This window comes from Mycobacterium sp. 1165196.3 (assembly GCF_001673415.1).
GTDB classification, from domain to species: domain Bacteria; phylum Actinomycetota; class Actinomycetes; order Mycobacteriales; family Mycobacteriaceae; genus Mycobacterium; species Mycobacterium europaeum_A.
In genome coordinates this window covers 1-16,855 of sequence record NZ_LZLU01000106.1, presented here as the reverse complement: position 1 = coordinate 16,855, position 16,855 = coordinate 1, and the positions used below count along the sequence as shown (strand labels likewise).

Annotated in this window: 18 protein-coding genes; 9 read left to right on the top strand and 9 right to left on the bottom strand. The window is 65.1% G+C overall.

The window, feature by feature from the left end:
* Positions 1-17: 17 nt before the first annotated feature.
* The 5 genes from A5659_RS11420 to A5659_RS11405 all read right to left on the bottom strand — a co-directional run bounded on the left by A5659_RS11420 (position 18) and on the right by A5659_RS11405 (position 6,930).
* Positions 18-728 (bottom strand): SDR family NAD(P)-dependent oxidoreductase, encoded by a 711-nt coding sequence (locus tag A5659_RS11420; RefSeq protein WP_066873229.1) that lies wholly within the window; start codon positions 726-728, stop codon positions 18-20.
* 124 nt (positions 729-852) lie between these two features.
* Positions 853-1,257 carry a hypothetical protein gene (locus A5659_RS27695; RefSeq protein ID WP_156749135.1) on the bottom strand — a complete coding sequence of 135 codons (405 nt, stop codon included), beginning with the start codon at positions 1,255-1,257 and terminating at the stop codon, positions 853-855.
* A 96-nt stretch (positions 1,258-1,353) separates the two neighbouring features.
* On the bottom strand, positions 1,354-4,716 hold the full coding sequence (locus tag A5659_RS11415; RefSeq protein ID WP_067181106.1) for an ATP-binding protein: 3,363 nt from the start codon (positions 4,714-4,716) through the stop codon (positions 1,354-1,356).
* Positions 4,709-5,431, bottom strand: a complete 723-nt coding sequence (locus A5659_RS11410; protein WP_066873224.1) for a DUF4194 domain-containing protein — start codon at positions 5,429-5,431, stop codon at positions 4,709-4,711. The genes A5659_RS11415 and A5659_RS11410 overlap by 8 nt, the downstream gene beginning before the upstream one ends.
* The gene (locus A5659_RS11405) at positions 5,428-6,930 is read right to left on the bottom strand and encodes a DUF3375 domain-containing protein (protein WP_067181102.1); all 1,503 of its coding nucleotides are present in this window, start codon (positions 6,928-6,930) and stop codon (positions 5,428-5,430) included. Before A5659_RS11405 ends, A5659_RS11410 begins: the two co-directional genes overlap by 4 nt.
* Positions 6,931-7,138: 208 nt before the next feature.
* Between A5659_RS11405 and A5659_RS26925 the strand changes: the two genes are divergently transcribed.
* Positions 7,139-7,396 (top strand): hypothetical protein, encoded by a 258-nt coding sequence (locus tag A5659_RS26925; RefSeq protein ID WP_082972097.1) that lies wholly within the window; start codon positions 7,139-7,141, stop codon positions 7,394-7,396.
* On the opposite strand, the gene A5659_RS11400 is transcribed toward A5659_RS26925, so the two are convergent.
* Positions 7,384-7,833: a hypothetical protein gene (locus tag A5659_RS11400; protein ID WP_066873218.1), complete on the bottom strand. Its 450-nt coding sequence runs from the start codon at positions 7,831-7,833 to the stop codon at positions 7,384-7,386. The two genes, A5659_RS26925 and A5659_RS11400, sit on opposite strands and share 13 nt — an antisense overlap.
* Before the next feature lie 118 nt (positions 7,834-7,951).
* On the opposite strand from A5659_RS11400, the gene A5659_RS11395 reads away from it, so the two are divergent.
* From A5659_RS11395 to A5659_RS11380, 4 genes are all read left to right on the top strand, one after another.
* Positions 7,952-8,434 carry a helix-turn-helix domain-containing protein gene (locus A5659_RS11395; protein WP_082972096.1) on the top strand — a complete coding sequence of 161 codons (483 nt, stop codon included), beginning with the start codon at positions 7,952-7,954 and terminating at the stop codon, positions 8,432-8,434.
* A 7-nt stretch (positions 8,435-8,441) separates the two neighbouring features.
* Positions 8,442-8,912, top strand: coding sequence for a hypothetical protein (locus A5659_RS11390; protein WP_156749133.1), 471 nt, complete (start codon positions 8,442-8,444; stop codon positions 8,910-8,912).
* Positions 8,909-10,132 carry a DUF6545 domain-containing protein gene (locus tag A5659_RS11385; protein WP_067181099.1) on the top strand — a complete coding sequence of 408 codons (1,224 nt, stop codon included), beginning with the start codon at positions 8,909-8,911 and terminating at the stop codon, positions 10,130-10,132. Before A5659_RS11390 ends, A5659_RS11385 begins: the two co-directional genes overlap by 4 nt.
* A 73-nt stretch (positions 10,133-10,205) precedes the next feature.
* Positions 10,206-11,312: a methyltransferase gene (locus tag A5659_RS11380; RefSeq protein WP_082976024.1), complete on the top strand. Its 1,107-nt coding sequence runs from the start codon at positions 10,206-10,208 to the stop codon at positions 11,310-11,312.
* 463 nt (positions 11,313-11,775) lie between these two features.
* On the opposite strand, the gene A5659_RS11375 is transcribed toward A5659_RS11380, so the two are convergent.
* On the bottom strand, positions 11,776-12,486 hold the full coding sequence (locus tag A5659_RS11375; protein WP_067139942.1) for a cutinase family protein: 711 nt from the start codon (positions 12,484-12,486) through the stop codon (positions 11,776-11,778).
* Positions 12,487-12,674: 188 nt separating this feature from the next.
* Between A5659_RS11375 and A5659_RS11370 the strand changes: the two genes are divergently transcribed.
* Positions 12,675-13,460, top strand: a complete 786-nt coding sequence (locus A5659_RS11370) for a 2-keto-4-pentenoate hydratase (protein WP_066876841.1) — start codon at positions 12,675-12,677, stop codon at positions 13,458-13,460.
* Here the strand turns inward: A5659_RS11370 and A5659_RS11365 are convergent.
* Entirely contained in the window at positions 13,362-14,345 is a 984-nt protein-coding gene (locus tag A5659_RS11365) for a DMT family transporter (protein WP_067181091.1), read from the bottom strand. The genes A5659_RS11370 and A5659_RS11365 overlap by 99 nt on opposite strands.
* An 86-nt stretch (positions 14,346-14,431) precedes the next feature.
* Here A5659_RS11365 and A5659_RS11360 point away from each other — a divergent pair, with 86 nt between their 5' ends.
* Positions 14,432-15,037: a CGNR zinc finger domain-containing protein gene (locus tag A5659_RS11360; RefSeq protein ID WP_082976022.1), complete on the top strand. Its 606-nt coding sequence runs from the start codon at positions 14,432-14,434 to the stop codon at positions 15,035-15,037.
* Between the two features lie 48 nt (positions 15,038-15,085).
* Here A5659_RS11360 and A5659_RS11355 read toward each other — a convergent pair whose 3' ends face one another.
* A complete protein-coding gene (locus A5659_RS11355) occupies positions 15,086-15,541 on the bottom strand; it encodes an MPT63 family protein (protein WP_066873197.1) in 456 nt (151 codons plus the stop codon).
* Positions 15,542-15,883: 342 nt separating this feature from the next.
* Between A5659_RS11355 and A5659_RS11350 the strand changes: the two genes are divergently transcribed.
* Together A5659_RS11350 and A5659_RS11345 are read left to right on the top strand one after the other, a co-directional pair.
* Entirely contained in the window at positions 15,884-16,492 is a 609-nt protein-coding gene (locus A5659_RS11350; protein ID WP_067181084.1) for an LGFP repeat-containing protein, read from the top strand.
* A gap of 122 nt (positions 16,493-16,614) precedes the next feature.
* A partial coding sequence (locus tag A5659_RS11345) for a pyridoxamine 5'-phosphate oxidase family protein (RefSeq protein WP_369829372.1) occupies positions 16,615-16,855 on the top strand: 241 nt, incomplete at its 3' end.

Sequence of the window (16,855 nt, the reverse complement as noted above, 5' to 3'; positions counted from 1 at the left end):
GCGGATCGGCTCCGGCTTCAGCGATTCAGTAGAGCCGCGTACTGACGTTCCAGTGCCTTGGCCGCACCGCCATACCAGCTCGGCGAGACCGACTGCGACATCGGATCGGGGAAGATTTCTTCGGCCCCTTGCTCGACCCCGTCGAGGATGGCGCGCGCCACGGAATCTGCTGGCGACTTGGGTATGTCGAGGCCCCGGGTCATGTCCGTGTCCACCGGGCCGGTCAGGACCGCGTGAACGCTGACACCCTGTCCTGCGAGAAGAACTCGCAGAGACTGAGTGAAGTTGAATGCGGCCGCCTTGGAAATCGAATAGGCCGGAATCAGTGGCAGTGGCGCGAGCGCGTTCACCGAAAGATTGTTCACGATGGCGCCCCGAGACCGAATCAGCAACGGCAGCAAGGCCTGAGTGAGGTCGGAGGTGCCGAAGAGATTGACGGCGAGGTGTTGTTGAAGCACCGCGCGATCACTCAGGTCGTCGTAGAGTGCCACGCCGGCGTTGTTCACGAGAATGTCGAGAGATTCGAGTTTTTGCGCGGCCTGCTCGATCTGCGCGGCGTCGGTCACGTCCAGGCTCAAGGCGGTGACCCGCGGATCCGGATGGGTCGCCGGCCGTCGGGTGCCGGCGTACACGTGTTTGGCGTCTCGCCGCAGCGCCTCCTCGACCAGGGCCTTACCGATGCCCCGATTCGCGCCGGTCACCAGCACGGTCTTCCCAGCGATGGTCATACATCCTCCTAGACAACCGAAGTTTGAAGCGGTCGAAGATGTAGATCCCGCGTTGAGCAGAAAATGAGCGGTCGTTATGCGCCTGTGTCAGGGCTCGGTCGGCGGATGGGCCGCCACCGGTACATCACGGCGTTCCTGAACACATGAACGGAAACCCGCACCACGGCTTGCGCGTCGCCTCCGGAGGCGGGGGACCGCCCTCCCAGATCCCGGGGGCGGCGTTTCCATGCCCCCAGACGACGCCGTACCAGGTGTGGCACTGACTGGCGTCCCAGTTGACTTGCGTCCCCGGGCATCCGCGCCCGGTCTGCGGGTGCAGCCCGGTCTTTTGGTCTTCGGGGCAACAGGTGTACGGCCCGCTCGCACCCGGCGGCACCGGCCCGTCTTCGGGTGCCAAGCCATGCGTCTGCGGCACCGGCCCCGGCTGGGCCTGTGCGGTGCCGAGGGCGAGCCCCAGTCCGGCCACCACGACACCGCACGACAACAGCGCCGCGCCTACGACTTTCCTCGCAATTTCGTTGATGGCCACAGCAGTGCCCTTTCGCTGGTATCGGAAATTCAACGCCGAAACTCGCGAAATTTTTGCGCTTTCGCGTGGCTACCGATCCCAAAAAGGGTCAGCGCGTCACACGCCGGCCGCAACCAGTGCCGACGACGTCCGCATCTCATGCCGCAACGCGGTGAAGTCCGTGATCGTCTTGGTGGTCACGGTCGCCACCGGGCGCGAGTTGCGGCCGGTGGCTTCGCGCTTGGACACCATCACCACACTGTCGATGTACGGCTGGATGGTCGTGGCGTTCTGCACGGTCGCCACGATGACGAGCTGGAAACCGAACTTGCGGAAGGCCTGCAATGCCTGCTGAGCGAATTGTGGGTCGGACTTGGAAAACGCCTCATCGAGCATGAGCTGAGCGAAAACCGGCTTGTTGTCCGCACTTTCAGGATTCGCCAGGTTGAAGCTCAACGCCCCCGCCAAACAGAACGCCATCAGCTTCTCCTGCTCACCCCCGGAGTTGTCACCGGCGTTGCTGTGCGTGCGGATCAGCTCATCGCTACTGACATCCCACTCGGCGCAGTCGAAAGTGAAGCGGTTGCGGACGTCCAGGGCGTCGCGGGTCCACGCCTTGTCTTCTGGAGCCGTCGAGGCCAATCGATTACGCAGGCGCAGGATGTCGGCGTACTGGTCCAGGATGGCCTGCTTGTCGCCGAGGCCCACCTCGGCGATGCGCCGCGAGATGGCCCGGACGATCTCGGTGAGCTCGGCGACCGCGGTCAGGCTGCGCGCGGTGGCGCGCAGGGTGAGCCGGGTGCCCCGGTTGAACTCCACCGCGCCCAGCCCGGTGTTCACGCGTTCGATCTGCTCGCTGATCCGCCGAGCCTCCTGTTCGGCGACCCGGTGCAGGGTCAGGATGGCGTCAGGTGCCTGCTCGGTCACCAGCCGCATCATTCGCTCGTAGGCCTCGGGCAGTTCACGCTCGTCGATGTGACGGCACAGCGCGACGTAATCGTGCACGCGCTCGTCGAAGACGTCGCTGTCGTTGGGGATGGCGTCGGGGAAGGCGGTGTCGAACGTGTTGAGGATCCGCGCGAGCTCATCGTATGAGCGCCTGCGGCTTTCGCGCAGCTGCTCGCGTTCCCGCCGGATGGCGGTGAACAGCGCGTCGCGGTGCGGTTCGGGGTTGAGCATCTCCAGCGCGACGGGCAGGTCGGCGGCGTAGCGGTTCAACAGATCGGTCAGCGGCTCGGAGACGAAAGCCGGAGCGAGCCGGTCGGAAAGCTCGAGCAACTGGGTGCGTCGACCGTCGAGGTCGTCGCGGCGGGTCTGGATCGCGCCGCGACGGGTCATCAGGGTCTGGATCTGCTCCCAGCACTCCTCGGCCCGCGCGGTGAGCGCCTCGATATCGGGGTTGTCGGCCAGCAGCAGCTCGAACTGCTCGCGCAGCCGGTCGGCGTGCCCGTCGGCGGTCTCGGTGTCGATATGGGTCCACTGCTCGTACTGATCACAGATCGCCTTGAACGCCGCGGCCCGGTCCCGCCACTGCTGGCGTTCGGCGGCGATGTCGTCGGCGACGCTGCGGGCGCGTCGATACGCCTCTTCGGCGTTGGCCAGATCCACGGTCAGCGCGTCGACCTTGGCGGCGACATCGCCTTGGTAGATGTAGTCGGCCTGCTTGAGCGGTCGGCGGTCGTCCTTGATGGCGAGGCGTTCGGAGTCCTTGTACAGGCCGGTGTCGGTGACGGCGCGCCGAAAGCGGGGGAACACGTCGGGGGTGTCGACGCAGATGTGATCGCCGGCGGCGGCGATGACGTCGGCGGCCTCGGCGGCGCAGTCGTGGGTGGGGTCGACGACGAACAGCTTGCCGGCCAACGTGTTCGGCTCCGCCTCGGTGATCTGCGCGCCGATGAACCTGGCGCGGACGTGATGCAGCTGCAGCCGACCACCCATGTTGGTTTCGTTGACGAACCGCAGCACCGCCGCGTAGTGGCTGTCGGACACGAGCAGCCGCAGACCAACGCCGCGCAGCACCTTCTCGACGGCGACGCGCCAGCGGCTGTGTTCGGGTCGTAGATCCATCAGCTCTGCGATATAGGGCAGCTCACCGGGGTGGATACCGACTGCGGCGCAGATGTTTTCACGCATCGTCAAGGCGAACTCCGGCAGCGCCGACCCGACGCGCTCGACGCGTTTGAGTTCCTTGGCCGCGTCGTCGCGGGCGATGCGGGCAACCTTCTGGGCGTACTCGGCATCGGTCGAGGCTTCGCGGCCGCGGTCCAGTTTTGCCAGTAGCTCGGTGGCGCGGGTGGTGAGTTCCTCACGCAGGTTCCAGAATTCGTCCGCGGTTTCCGGGACGTCGAGGCCGTGCGCGGTGAGCAGGGCTTCATAGGCGGTCCGCCGCCGCGACACCTGCTCGGCGTGCGCCTCGGCCGCGGCCACCTGTGACTGCAGCGGACCCAGGCTGGTGCTGGATCCGCTGATCTGCGCGTTGAGCGAATCACCCTCGGCCTTGGCCAGATTGAGCTGGCGGGTGACGTCCTCATATTCGTTGCCGAGCTGATCGATGGTGGCGTCGAGCGATTCGATCTGCGCGGGGCACTGCGCCAGCCGGACGTGATCGGTGTAGGCCCGGACCATCGGTTGGTCGACGAGATCGATGATGCCCAGGTCGGAGGACTCCGAGGCGTAGCGCTGCTGGATCTTCTCGATGTCGCCGAGGATCTTGCGTTTGCGTTGCGCGACGGCCAGCAGTTCGCGGGCGTCCACCAGGGGGTCGATCTGCTTGAGCGCCTCGGGCAGCCGGGTCAGGCTGGCCGGCTCGTCGAGCATGAACTCCCGGACGAACTGTTCAAGCCCACCAACACTTTTCAGCGATTTGGCCTTGCCGAGCAACTGCTGCGCGGCGTCGGACGCCCGGATGCCGATGGTCGCATACAACTGGGCGAGGTATTGCGACTCCACCTTGGTGGAGAACCGCCAATCGTCTTTGAACACCGCCGCGTCGAAGCGTCCCGCGGCCCAGCGGTTGCAGACGTTCTCGATGTCGCGGTCGCCGTCGGCCAGCACGAACCGGCTCGACGAGTCCGATCGCGATTCACCGGTGAGCCATTTGAGCACCAGGCCGGTGACAGTGCGTCCGGTGTTGCTGCGGTAGGTGACGGCAACCGCCGACCAGGCGGTGCCGTCGCCGCGCAGATACATGACCTTACTGCTGCCGGCGTCGCTGCGCTGGCCCCAGGCGCCGCGGACGTATTTGTCGACGGTGCGCCGGCCGGCGCTCGACCCGGCGGCGGTGTTATCGCCGGAGGCGTTGAAGTTGCGACGGTTGAAGGGCAGGAAGCCGAGCGAAATGGCATCCAGGAGTGAGGATTTGCCGCTGCCGGAGGCGCCGGCGATCAGCGCGCCGCCGGCACTGAATCGGATGGAGTGATACCCGTCGAAGACACCCCAGTTGATGACCTGCAGGCGCGCCAAGTGGAACTGTTCAGTCATCCTCGGGTCCCTCCTCGTCGCCTTGCCCCCGTTCCTGGGGGACCCCGCCGCCCAGGAGAATCTCGAACTGCTGCTGCAGCTCGGCGATCACCGAGGCCGTCATGACGGCGTTGATGACCGGGCTGACCGTGTAGCTGCCCTCGTCGTCGCGCGTCTTGCGCAGGATCTCCAGCGACGCCAGCCGGGCGATGGCGCCATCGATGCGCGCGGCGAAGGTGACGGCGTCGCGGTCGATGTCGTTGAGGACCCCGGAGAACAGCCCGTGCATTTCCTCGCGGCTGATCACGACGGCCTGATCACCGGAGGCGCGCATCATCTGCGCCAGGTGCAGCGCCAAGATGGAATCGTAGGTACCCAGCGGCTCACGGCGCAAAAGCTTTACGCCGCGGGCGGATTCGTAGCGGGCCTGCTCGACGAACGCGACCCCGTCGGTTTCGGAAGTGCCCTCGACGACGCGCAGCAACAGATCCAGTTCCGAGAGTCTGACGGACAGGTGGGCGCGGTATTCCTGCACCCACGTGTAGATGTCGCGGTCGGCCTCGGCGCTGATGTAGCGGCGAGTCAGCAGCTGTTGTAGCGCCCAGCAGGCCCGGTCGGGCAGCTCGGATACGTCGCCGTCGAACCGGGGCCGGCGCTGGTGCGGGATGCGCGCGGTCTGGTCGACCTGGGGGAGTGCGGAGAATCCGCTGTAGTCGACGGTTTCTTCGACGGTCACGCAGTGGCTCCCAGCAGACTGGACACCGGCTCGGTGAACATCAAGGACGGCACCTCCATCTCGCGGTCGCGCCCGTCCAGGGATTGAAAGCGGACGGTGACCGATTCGGAAACCTGTTCGGATTCCGGTTGCTTGAGCGCCCACGACCACAACACGATGACGTGGCCCAAATAGGCCGAATCGAGCATGGCGACCGCATCCGGCAGCGACAGCTTGGCCCCGGAGCTGATTGCGGTGTTGATCATCTCAGACATCGCGGGCGCGTCGACCTGCGTGGTGAGTGCGGCGAAGCTGGCGAGGTCGACCTCACCCTCGGCGGCCTGAGCCGGCTTCGGATTGGACAGGTCACCGATCCGGAAGCTCAGCGCCCCAACCGAACTGAACGCGTGGCGGGCCAACGGAAGTTCGATGTCCAGGCGGGAATCGGTCAGCGAAGCCTTCAGCAGGTTGCGCGCGGCGCCGATGGCCTCGTTGAGCTGACGGGCCACGCCGCGGCTCTGCTCGAGGGTGCCGAATGCGATGAACCGTTTGACCCGCTGCGCGCAGCGCTGTTGAATGCGTTCCACTTCATCGATCTGGTGACCGACGAGTTCGAAAAAGCCGGCCATCACCTTGCGTAGGGCGGGATCGAGGGCCGGCAGGGCTTGGGCGACCGCGGCGACGTCGGCTTCGAACTCGGCGCGTTGATCCGGGTCGTTGATCATCCGCAGGAAGGCACGGTGCGAGTCGCGGCCCTGCGAGTCCCACGCGGCCTCGTAGTCGGCGTACATGCGACGCTGACGGTCACGGTATTCGACGTTGCTGTCGATCGGCTCGTCAAGGGCCGCGGTGGCCCGTTCGATCATCGTCCCGTACTGGCCGATGTCGGTGATCAGACGTTCCATCTGCAGGGCGATGGCGTGGGCTTCGTCGTAGGCGTCGGTGAGGTCGACGTCGTGACTGGCCTCAGCCGAAGCGGCACCTTGCTCCAGGGCGTCGAGTTCGGCTTGCAGAGCGGCGATTTCGGCTTCGATGCCGGCGCGGATGCGGGCGGGGTCGTTGGCGACCCGCAACGCGATCTGCTTGAGCCGCGACGCGATGCCGTTGATCGAGCCGCCGGTGGCGATGGTGTCCTGACGGCGCATGCCCCGCAGAAAGTCGAGCGCGCGGCGCGCCTCCTGGGTCAGATAGCACAGGTTGCGTTCGAGCCCGGAGCGCTGGTCGGCTACCCGGTGTAGCCAGCCCTGGCTGGCCCACGACTTGATCAGGGCCAGGCCGGACTGCTCACCCGACTGGTCGAGTTCGGCCAGGTCGCGCTCGAGGCGAATGACCAGGTCGGTCTCGGGGACCACACCGCCACTGAGCTGGCGTTCCATCAGGGTCGCATAGAGGTTGAGGTTCAACGTGGCCAGCAGGCGGACGGTCGGCGAGCCCTGAAGGCCGCGGTTGGACTCGAGCAGGTCGGCAGGCGACAGCGTTGTGTCGTCGTCCAGCACGCGACCTCCGTCTCGATCAGTCATGTCTCGGACGCTCCAAGATATGGCACGGTGGCGACAATCGGCGTTCGGTCGGCGGGGTGTCGGGGGATGGTTTGGGCGGGTCGGTCACAGCGGTCTCAGGCATCGCTCAAGCCTCAGTGGTCACCGGCGAAAGCCGGAACGGATGGAAGGTTTTGGCACTGCGGTACGGCGTCCGCCTGTTGCCCGGATCAGGGCTAAGATCCGCGTCATGACTGCGGCACTGGTCGCGAAAGCCCTGTTGCTGGCCTTTCTCATCGTGGCCTGTGGCGTCCTGGTCGTGACGTATGTGCGCAGGCGACGCGCCGGCGTGCGGCCATGGCAAAACCCTTATGCCGCACCATATCTCGACGTATATCGCGGCCCGCTGCCCCCGGTACCGCCCCCGCCGGCGATGACCTACGAGCGGTCCGCTGACGGGGAGCCTCCCGGGTGCGGTCCAGACGGCGTTGCCGATCAGCCCCAGTAGGCGAAGTTGCAGGTGGGGCGCGGTTCGCTCTTGAGGGACACGAGTTTGTCGCCGTCCATGATGATCGTGCAGGTGAGCGGGGCGTCTCCGCCGTCGGCGGAGACCTGCGACTCCACTTCGTTGTAGACGGAGTACTGCTTTTCCCATGGCAGGGGCACATTGGCCTCGGTCTGCTCCGGGCCGCCGTTGATCCGGTAACGGATCGTGACCGGGGCGCTTCCGCCGCTGACCTTCATCACCGCAGTACCGACTGGCGGGCCGGTGGGCGCAGCGGAGGTCGGCGTCGGCGGTGTCGACGTCGCGATCTGCGAGGTGGTGGCGGCACCGCCAGGGGCATGCACCGCGTGTCCGGTGATGCTTTTGGTGCACGCCGTCGCGGCAACGCCTGCGGATAAAAGGCTGATGACCGCCGCGACGGCATAACGGTACGAACGCATTTTCAAAGCCTAATGACCGGCGCGTGTATTCGGGGTTGATCGAAAAGTCGGTGGTTAGCAGGCCGGGCAGCTGATAACGTCAGTATATGAGGACAACGTTGCGATGAAACGAGAGTAAATGGATCGCGGCAATGTGCCAGACGGGGTGCAACGTGTTGCTGAGAACGGCTCGGATCTCGCGGTCAAGTTGAACCAGCTGTTCGATGTGATGCGGCAGGCCGGCACGCCTCCGCTATCGAACGCCGCCACTGCGGCGGCGATAACCAGCAAGACGGGCGTGTCGATCAGTCCGGCCTATCTCTGGCAGCTCAGAAACGGCGTCAAGACCAACCCGACGGTGCAACATCTGCGCGCCATCGCCGACTTTTTCGGTGTGCCTGCGTCCTATCTGATTGATCGCGACACTGATCCGAAAATCGAGGCACAACTGACTTTGATGCAAGCATTGCGCGACAGCGGCGTGCGAGATTTGGCCATGCGCACGTCCGGACTGACTCCACAAGCCATAAGCAGTTTGGCCGCGATGGTCGATGAAATTCGCAAACTGCAAGACCTGCCGCCCATGGCGCCAGGAGAATGGTCGGGTCTAGATGACTTCTAAGGCTGACATGCTCGCGCTGGTGCGTACCCTGCCCGTCCCGGTCCCTTGGGATCGCACCACTTTTATCGATGCCGTCGCCCGTTTGCGTGGTCGGCCGATCCACGTGGTCCCGACGGTAGACAAACTCGCGATAAGCGCCTGCGGGCTGTGGATGAAACGGGACGACGACGACATCATCATCCACGAAGCGGGTACTTCGGAGTACCACATCGATCAGATCGTGTGCCACGAAATCGGGCACATGGTGTTGGAACATGACCGCGGGATCGCGGGCGGGAGTGATGGTAGCCACCACAAAATGATCTTTGCGACCGCTCTAGCCGGTTTCGACCCTCGCGTCGGGGAGATCCTGGGCCGCACCGCTTTCGACGACGACCGAGAACGCGACGCGGAGATGTTCGCGTCGATAGTGATGCTCGCGGCCGCCGAGGGCGGGACGCAGAAGTCGATGATGAGCAGCGTGTTCTTCCGCCCGTGAGCTCGTCCGCCGTGCCAGGCATCATCGCCTGGCCTGTGATCGCGTTCATGACGCTCGTCCTGCTCGGGCGCTTCCGATGGTGCAACACCAACCTCTACGAAAAATACTTCAACAACACGTTGGTGCTCCTGCTGCTGACGCAATTGTTGCGCGAGCGGCTGGTCCAAAACATGCTCGTCAGTGCAGCTTTCATGACGAGACCAGGCACCTGGCAACTGAGTACCGCTCTAATGAGTTACAGCTACGCCGAATTCATGGGATTCATCCTGCTGTGGTCGGGGATGTCAGAAGCCGAAGCCCGCCGCAAGCACAGGTATTACCGCCTGGCGGGGGTGTTACTGGCTTCCGGAGTCCTCATCTTCGGCACTCCCGCGCGAATCGCAGAAAAGCCCCTCGAGTTCACGGTCGGCTGGGAGAGCGTGACGGGCTTGACTTGCGTGTCGGCGTTGCTGACGGTCCTGGCGGCCCGCATGATTTTGCTTTCCGTGCACGAGTTCCGTATCGCCAGCGGGCGGCGGGAGCGCTTGATCGCGATCAGCACTCTGTCAATGGGCCTGGCCGGCATCGGGAATGTGGTCCAAGAGGCCGCCCTGCAAATGTCCGACCAGCTTGGCTGGACTCACACCGCCGACTTCAGGCAGCAGTACCACGCGTTCGGCCTTTTCTTCATGATATTCGGCGTGTTCGCGACTGCGGCTGTCCCTCTTGCCACCAAGCTGCGTCGCTCACTCGGGCTGGATCCCATCAGCCACAGCTGGCGCACGCTGCAACCGCTGCGGCGGGCTCTGCGAACCGTCGTCCCAGAGTGTGTCTTCGCCCTTGACCACGAGGAGCCCCGGCGCCAAAAATCACAGCTGCAGCTACATCACACCGTCGTCGAGATCCGGGACGCAATCTTGGGACTTCGCCCATATGTCCGTGAGATACCCAACCATGAGCTAATGCGCTTTCTGACCAAGCCCCGCCCGGTGCCGGCGCGCGACCGCGACGCGGCCGTCGCAGCCCTGCGCCTGGCGTACGCCGCCAGAGCCAAAGCGGCCGGCGTGACGCCGGAACTGCCCGACATGGACTCGGCGCTGATCGGCGCGTCGGGAGCGGCGACGCTGCAACAGGAAGCCGCCGAACTCGCGACGCTGGCGAAATGGTGGCCCGCCGCCCATGCCGCCACCGAGGACATCAGCCAAACTGCGGCCGACGAGAAAGCGAGCCCGACACTATGATCGCGCCTGCCCAACGACCGATCCGGCATCCCCGCTTTCGGCTGCGCCGGATTTCGGCGATCGGCGATAGGTGATGTCGATGCGCCTGCCTACCTTGCCATTACCGCGTTCGGTGGCGCGCGGCGTATTCGATGCTCGACGCCGTGTCTTGGATCTCGCGGACGCCGCGGTGCCGGGGGAGTTCGCGCTGTTCTCCGACATCACCTTCGGGTTGCAGAAGCTGAAAATCGCGGGCGTGCTCGTCTCTTCAGGATTAGCCGATGCCCTCGGCGAGGACGCACGCGATCCAGTCGAACTGGCACACAAACTCGGATTAGACCCGGACGTGACCGTCAGGATCGTGAACGCCGCGACCGGGTCGCGGTTGATGAAACTGGATCGCCGGGGCCGTGCACGCATGACGAAGCTCGGTGCACCGCTACGTCGCGACCACCCCAGATCGATCGCCTCCTGGGTCGCCTACTACGCGCACCCCGACACGGCAGCCGCATATGCGCACCTCGACGCCCAGCTCCGCGAAGGCGCCGAAACCTCGGGATACCGAAGGGCTTTCGGCTTGTCGCTATGGGAGTACCTGGACGAGCACCCCGACATGCGGAGCATGTTCGCAGACGCCATGCGTCAGCTCACCCAGTTCGACCTCGCCGGCATCGTGCGGACCTATCCATGGCCAACGCATGGAGTCATCTGCGACGTCGCCGGGGGAGTCGGGCACATGCTCGCGGCCATCCTCGAACGTCGGCCTAACGCTCGGGGCATCCTGCTCGATTCCCCCGAGATCATCGAGCAGGCAGACGGGTTTCTACGCGAGCGAGGGTTGGCCGGCCGGATCGAGCGCCGCACCGGCGACCTGTTCGGTCAGCTCGACGCTCGCGCTGACGTCTACACGATGAAGTGGATTCTGCACGACTGGGACGATGATGCCTGCCGCGAAATTCTCAAGCGGGTCCACGCCACCATGCCGCCCGGCGCGAAGGTGGTCACCATCGATATGCACCACGAATCAGGCCAGCTGAACACCGTGTCGGCGATGCTCGACGTGCTGATGCTGGTTTCCTGCGAAGGCGGTCGGGAACGGTCGCCGCAGCAAGTGCACGCCCTGATGCGCGACGCCGGGCTCAGACCCGGACGAGTCCGCCACTTCGGACCAACCATGCTGGTCGAGGGCATCGCCCCGTAGGGGCGTTGCTCGGCAATTACGACGGGCCCTACTGGTCGTCCGTGAAGTCACCGTCGATCGCCTGCCGGCGGCGCTCGTCTATCCCGCGATGCCAAGCGTCATGAATTCTTATGTTGTGCACGATCGTGCCGCAGCCCCTGCACGTGTACAGGGTGGGGGATCGACGTGGCTCGTAAAGCTCGTAATCTGGGTCATGGCGTGCCATCGGTGATTCCCCCGCCTCTCCGAAATGCTGTGGATACGTCGGTTGTCAGCCCGCCTCGTCAAACTGAATGCCTGCATTGGATCCGACGTCGGGGCCCCGACAACCCGAGGATCTGAGCATTTGAGACCTCGCTGTTCAACGCGCGACTAATTACCTTCGCGTACGACAGTACATGATTGCGCGCCGATATGTGAACTCACGAAAACGCACTGGGCGTCTCTCGAATCGACCAATCGAGGGCCGGGGCCAGCTAGCGGGTTAAAGGTGATTCGCAGCGAAATTCGCGCCTTGGTCAACCATGCCGTTCGCCGCATACAGAGTGTGAGCCAGACCGGGCGGTCCCGGAGGTGCGCCGTTGCAGATGTTGTCATCGGGGGCGCACAGCTGAATGGTCTTGCCCGCGTAGAGGGGACCGATCGTAATCGGCGGCGCGCCGGCGCCGCGCAGAAATTCAGGGGACGGCGTGCCGAACAGGACCACGGCGGCAACGTGATCAGCCACCGCCCGCGGCAACGGTTGCGGGACGTAGGACACGAATTCCTGCGGCACTTCCTTGGGCACGGCAGCCGAAGTCACGAAGCCGGCCACGGCGGCGCCTTGGGAGTACCCACCGAGCACCACCCTGGTGTTGGGGCAGTTCGACGCCGTGGATTCGATATGACTACCGGCGTCCCTGATTCCGTCCACGACGGTTCTGGCGAAAGCGATGCCGCCGTTGAAGTCGCTGCTCGCCTCGTAATTCACCGGATAGACCGCCACCGACTTGCCGCCCGCCCGTGATCCGAGCGCATCGACGAACGCCTGGCCGATCCCGCCGACCCCTGGTGGCTCGCCGGTGCCGCGGGCGAACACCACTTCGACGTTGGGACATGGGTCGGCGGACGACGCTGGGACGGGTGCACAGAGAATTCCCGCCCAGGCGGTTACTACCGCAGCCGCGAGAAAACCAATGGAACGTAGCGAGCTCATGTCTGCGAATGCCCAGCCGCCATTCCGCCGAAACCGGCGGTTATTCGGCTTCGACGGCGACGACTTTCGCCGTCGCTTCCGACCCACCCTGCATTCATGAACCTCTGACGGCCGAGCACCGTGTTTACGGCTGTGCCGCTCGGTCATGGGAGAGCGGCGCGGTCGGACGGATGAGGGGAGCTCGTCAGATGCTCAGCGTGGCGATCCGCGACGAGTTGGCCGCCGACCTCGCACACGCCGAGCGGTGTCGCGAGCCCATCGCTCCCTTGATCGCCGCCCACCCCGACATCGACGTGGTCGACGCCTATGAAATCCAGCTGATCAACATCCGCCAGCGGGTGGCCGACGGTGCTCGGGTGGTGGGCCACAAGGTGGGCCTGTCGTCGTTGGCAATGCAGCAGATGATGGCGGTGGACGAGCCCGACTACGGCCATTTGCTCGACGAGATGCAGCTGTTCGAGGACATCCCGGTCAAGGCGGCGCGCTACCTCTACCCGCGAGTCGAGGTAGAAGTGGGGTTCATCCTGTCGGCCGACCTACCCGGGGCCGGCTGCACCGAGGACGACGTCGTGGCGGCGACCGAGGCGCTCGTTCCTTCCATCGAGTTGATCGACACACGGATCACCGACTGGAAGATTGCCCTCTGCGACACGATCGCCGACAACGCCTCCTCGGCGGGTTTTGTGCTGGGGGAGGCGCGAGTGCCGCCAGCCGAGCTCGACGCCAAGGCCATCGACGCGGTGCTGACACGCAACGGCAAGGTGGTCGCCGAGGGCCGCGGCGACGCCGTGTTGGGCAACCCCGTCACGGCGGTGGCGTGGTTGGCGCGCAAGGTCGAGAGTTTCGGCGTGCGACTGCGACGCGGCGACATCGTCTTACCCGGATCGTGCACCCGGGCGATCGACGCGCACCCCGGTGACGAGTTCGTCGCCGACTTCGCGGGCCTCGGTTCGGTCCGTTTGTCGTTCGAATAGGGAACATCCGGAAGCCCCGCGGCGTGCTGACGCCAGACGCTTTGCGCTGCCCAGGTACCCGGCCATCAGCACGAGTGCACAGCCGGCGAGCTGCAGCGGGGAGGGGCGCTCGCGCAGCGCGCCAGCGCCCAGCGCGACCGCGCCCACCGGCATCAGCAACAGGAGCGCGGAGCTGACGGTGCTGGGGAGGCGGGCCGACAACACGGCCACCAGCAGCCAACCGAGCAACTGTCCGGTGATGGCGACCAGGGTCAGCCATCCCATGGCGCGCCAGCCCGGCCACAAGTCGAAGCCGTGCCACCACGGTCCGACCGCCGCCGCCACCACCGCCGACGTCGCCAACACGATGGCGTAGGTCTGCATGGGTCGGCCGGACTGCCCGCCGCGTCGCAGCAAGAACAGGAACCCCGAATAGCAGACCGCGGCGCCGACCGAATGCAACGTGCCGCGTGCGGGGTCGGTGCCGGAAAGGCCGTGCTCGAGCACGCCGCCGGCGAGCATGACGCCGGCCAGCAACACTGGCAGCGCAAGCAGGAACCGCCGCGAGATCCGTTCCCGGTCGACCAGCCACGTCAAGAACGGAACGATGGCGACCTGGGTATTCACCAGGACGGTGGAAAGCCCCGCTCCCACTTCCGGTATGGCCTGCGTCCACAGCAGCATGTCGCCGGCGAACAACGCACCACAGCACACCGCTGACAGCACGCCGCGGTGCGACAAACCTTCTCCCCGTTGCCATTCCGGGATCGCGAGGGCGACCACCACGGGCAGCGCCAGCAGACAACGTGCGGCTGTTGCGGTAGCCGGCGTGGTCGATGCCAACTTCAGCAGTATCGCCGAGGCCGACAGGCACAGTGCGCCGAAGACCAACCCAAACTGACTCATTGCGTCCGTGCGTGTGCATCTCATGCTGAAACAGGTACCCGATGTCCTAATGCCTAAATCAGTTCAAGGGCATTAGACTGGAAACCGTGGCGCGATCAGGGGCTGCTGAACTCGATCTACGCGGGGGCCACCCTGCGGTCGACTTGGTGAACACGGTGGCATGGCGCGGCGACCCGCAGCGCCGGACGGATTACTTGGTGGACTATCTCGACCTCGTCGACTGGACGGAGCATGCCGGTGTGGTGTCGGCCGCCGAGGCTCGCAGCCTCGCCGGGCGCGCGGTTTCGGACAGCGACGCCGGCGCGAAAACGCTGCGTCAGACGCGACAGCTCAGAGAGGCACTCCATTGCATCTGGACGGGACGCGGGTCGGCTCGCGACGCCGCTAGGGTCGCCGATGCTTACCGATCCGCGCTGCGCGTCAGGCGGCTCACTTTCGACGAGGATGAGGTCTCGTGGTGTGACACGGCGCTGACGGCGCAAACGCCACTACACCGGCTGGCCATCGAATCCGTGACGCTGCTGACCACCGTGCCCCGCTCGCGCGTCAAGCGCTGTGGCGACCCGGAATGCGGATGGCTTTTCCTCGACAGCAGCCATCGGCAGAACCGCCGCTGGTGCAGTACGGCCGATTGCGGGAATCGCGCGCGTGTCCGACGGTTTTACGAGCGCAGCCGGCACGATTCGGAGTAGTGCGGCATATTCAATTCGTGGCTATTCGCTTGTGCGCGAACCGAATTGCTAGCCTTTCCAGACAACCTTGTCCGTGCCTCCGGCGTCCCGGTACACGACGCTGTCGGGGTTCGTTCCGTTGCGAACGTCGAAGTAAATGCGCCCGGTGACCGGGCTGCCCAGGGGGAGTGGTCCCTCGGGAAGGCCGTCGGTCTGGTTGCCCTTCATCACCGCGAACGTGGAGCTGTTCACGGCCCGCGCGTTGAAGTCGGCGATGTTCGGAGTCGCGTTACCGCTCACGCCTTTGGCGGTCACGTCGGAGTACCAGATGCCGTCGTTGTGGCCGCTGGGCTGCAGGTTGCTCACGGTGTAGTCGATGGTGCCGCCCATGCTGGAAATTTCTGCCATCTGGCCGAACTGCAGCACTTGTGGGTCGGCCCATGCCGGCGTCGCTGCGAGGAGTCCGGCCGCCGCCAATGCGGCTGCCGCCGCGGTTGTTTTCGATGCAATGTGTGAGAACGCCACGTCGGGCTCCCTTCGTGAGGTGCCGGCTATCCAGAGCGGCAACTGGATTGACGTCTATCCAAAGCTCGGAATTTCAAACCTGACGTCTACCGGATCCATTCTTAGTTGCTTTTTTCACCGCCGAAGGGGCGGAGCAACAATGGACTTGCATGACTTAACGTCGCGAGGTTTTGGCGCCAACACCGCATATTCGACTCATGCATATCCCGACGGCCGAAGATCGAGTCGATGTCACCTGGAGCATGGGGAGCCTTACCAGTGCTCAGGCTCGCCGACCGTGACCGAGGCGTAAGTTCGTTCGGAGCTAACGCAGACCGCACAGGACGACGCGAGAGGAAGCCTATGAGAACGATTGCAAACCGCCACACCGCAGCCCTCTGCCTCACGGCGGCCGCGCTGATCACTGGCGGCTGCAGCGATGGCAAGAGCGTCGGCGCATCGGCACCGCCTCAGGTCGGGGCGAACGCCACCTCCACGTCTACGGCCCCAGCGCAGCCCACCGAGGTGAAGCTCATCGGGGAGCGCGACGTCCAGGTGACTCTGACCGGCCCTATCGCTGCCAAGTACTCGTCGGCAACCGAGGATCAGAAGAAGGCTCTGGGCAAGCCGCTAACGGGTGACCGCAACGCCGGAAAGCGCGACAGCGGTGTGGTATTCCAGCAGTTCCAGGGCGGGGTGATCACCGCCAGGAACGACGCGGCCGGCACACCGGCATATATCACCCTGGGCAAGATCCGGGAGGCGTGGAATATCCCGCGCGACCCGGACGGCACGCCTGCGATCACCGGCACCAACGGTTCGGCAGGTCCGCTGGGGCTGCCGATCAGCGACGCAAACGCCGACGGCGATCTGCTCGTGTCGAGTTTCGAGCACGGCCGCATCGCATACAACCAGAAGACCGACCAGGTCGACGTGACAGTAAACGGCAAGGCCGTGCCGTCCGGGCTGTAGCCCGAATAGTCACCCGATGCCGATGATTCCGTTGTGGCACTCGAGTCGACAAAGGTAGACAGACCCGAGCAACGGACAGGGGCATCATTGTGATCAGGCAGAAGATAGACGCCGAACTAGGCATGGCGGGGGCGCAGGAATTGCTCGCGTCGACGTCCGCGGCTCACTTGGCTTACGTCGGCAAGGACGGGACGCCGCGGGTCATTCCGGTCGGATACTTCTGGACCGGTGCAGAATTCGTCATCGCCACCGCCCCCACGTCTCCGAAGGTCGCCGCCCTATTGAAAGCCGCGGACGTCGCCCTGTCCATCGACTCCGGAGACACGCCCGAGACGGCACGCGCCTTATCGATCCGCGGCCGCG

Bases quoted from the DNA above. Each gene is read 5' to 3' on its own strand.
- A5659_RS11380 (WP_082976024.1), top strand. From the start codon at position 10,206: ATGTCGATGCGCCTGCCTACCTTGCCATTACCGCGTTCGGTGGCGCGC.
- A5659_RS11350 (WP_067181084.1), top strand. From the start codon at position 15,884: ATGAGAACGATTGCAAACCGCCACACCGCAGCCCTCTGCCTCACGGCG.
- A5659_RS11405 (WP_067181102.1), bottom strand. From the start codon at position 6,930: ATGACTGATCGAGACGGAGGTCGCGTGCTGGACGACGACACAACGCTG.
- A5659_RS11420 (WP_066873229.1), bottom strand. From the start codon at position 728: ATGACCATCGCTGGGAAGACCGTGCTGGTGACCGGCGCGAATCGGGGC.
- A5659_RS11365 (WP_067181091.1), bottom strand. From the start codon at position 14,345: ATGAGTCAGTTTGGGTTGGTCTTCGGCGCACTGTGCCTGTCGGCCTCG.
- A5659_RS11390 (WP_156749133.1), top strand. From the start codon at position 8,442: ATGCTCGCGCTGGTGCGTACCCTGCCCGTCCCGGTCCCTTGGGATCGC.
- A5659_RS11400 (WP_066873218.1), bottom strand. From the start codon at position 7,833: ATGCGTTCGTACCGTTATGCCGTCGCGGCGGTCATCAGCCTTTTATCC.
- A5659_RS11375 (WP_067139942.1), bottom strand. From the start codon at position 12,486: ATGAGCTCGCTACGTTCCATTGGTTTTCTCGCGGCTGCGGTAGTAACC.
- A5659_RS11395 (WP_082972096.1), top strand. From the start codon at position 7,952: ATGGATCGCGGCAATGTGCCAGACGGGGTGCAACGTGTTGCTGAGAAC.
- A5659_RS26925 (WP_082972097.1), top strand. From the start codon at position 7,139: ATGACTGCGGCACTGGTCGCGAAAGCCCTGTTGCTGGCCTTTCTCATC.
- A5659_RS11415 (WP_067181106.1), bottom strand. From the start codon at position 4,716: ATGACTGAACAGTTCCACTTGGCGCGCCTGCAGGTCATCAACTGGGGT.
- A5659_RS11370 (WP_066876841.1), top strand. From the start codon at position 12,675: ATGCTCAGCGTGGCGATCCGCGACGAGTTGGCCGCCGACCTCGCACAC.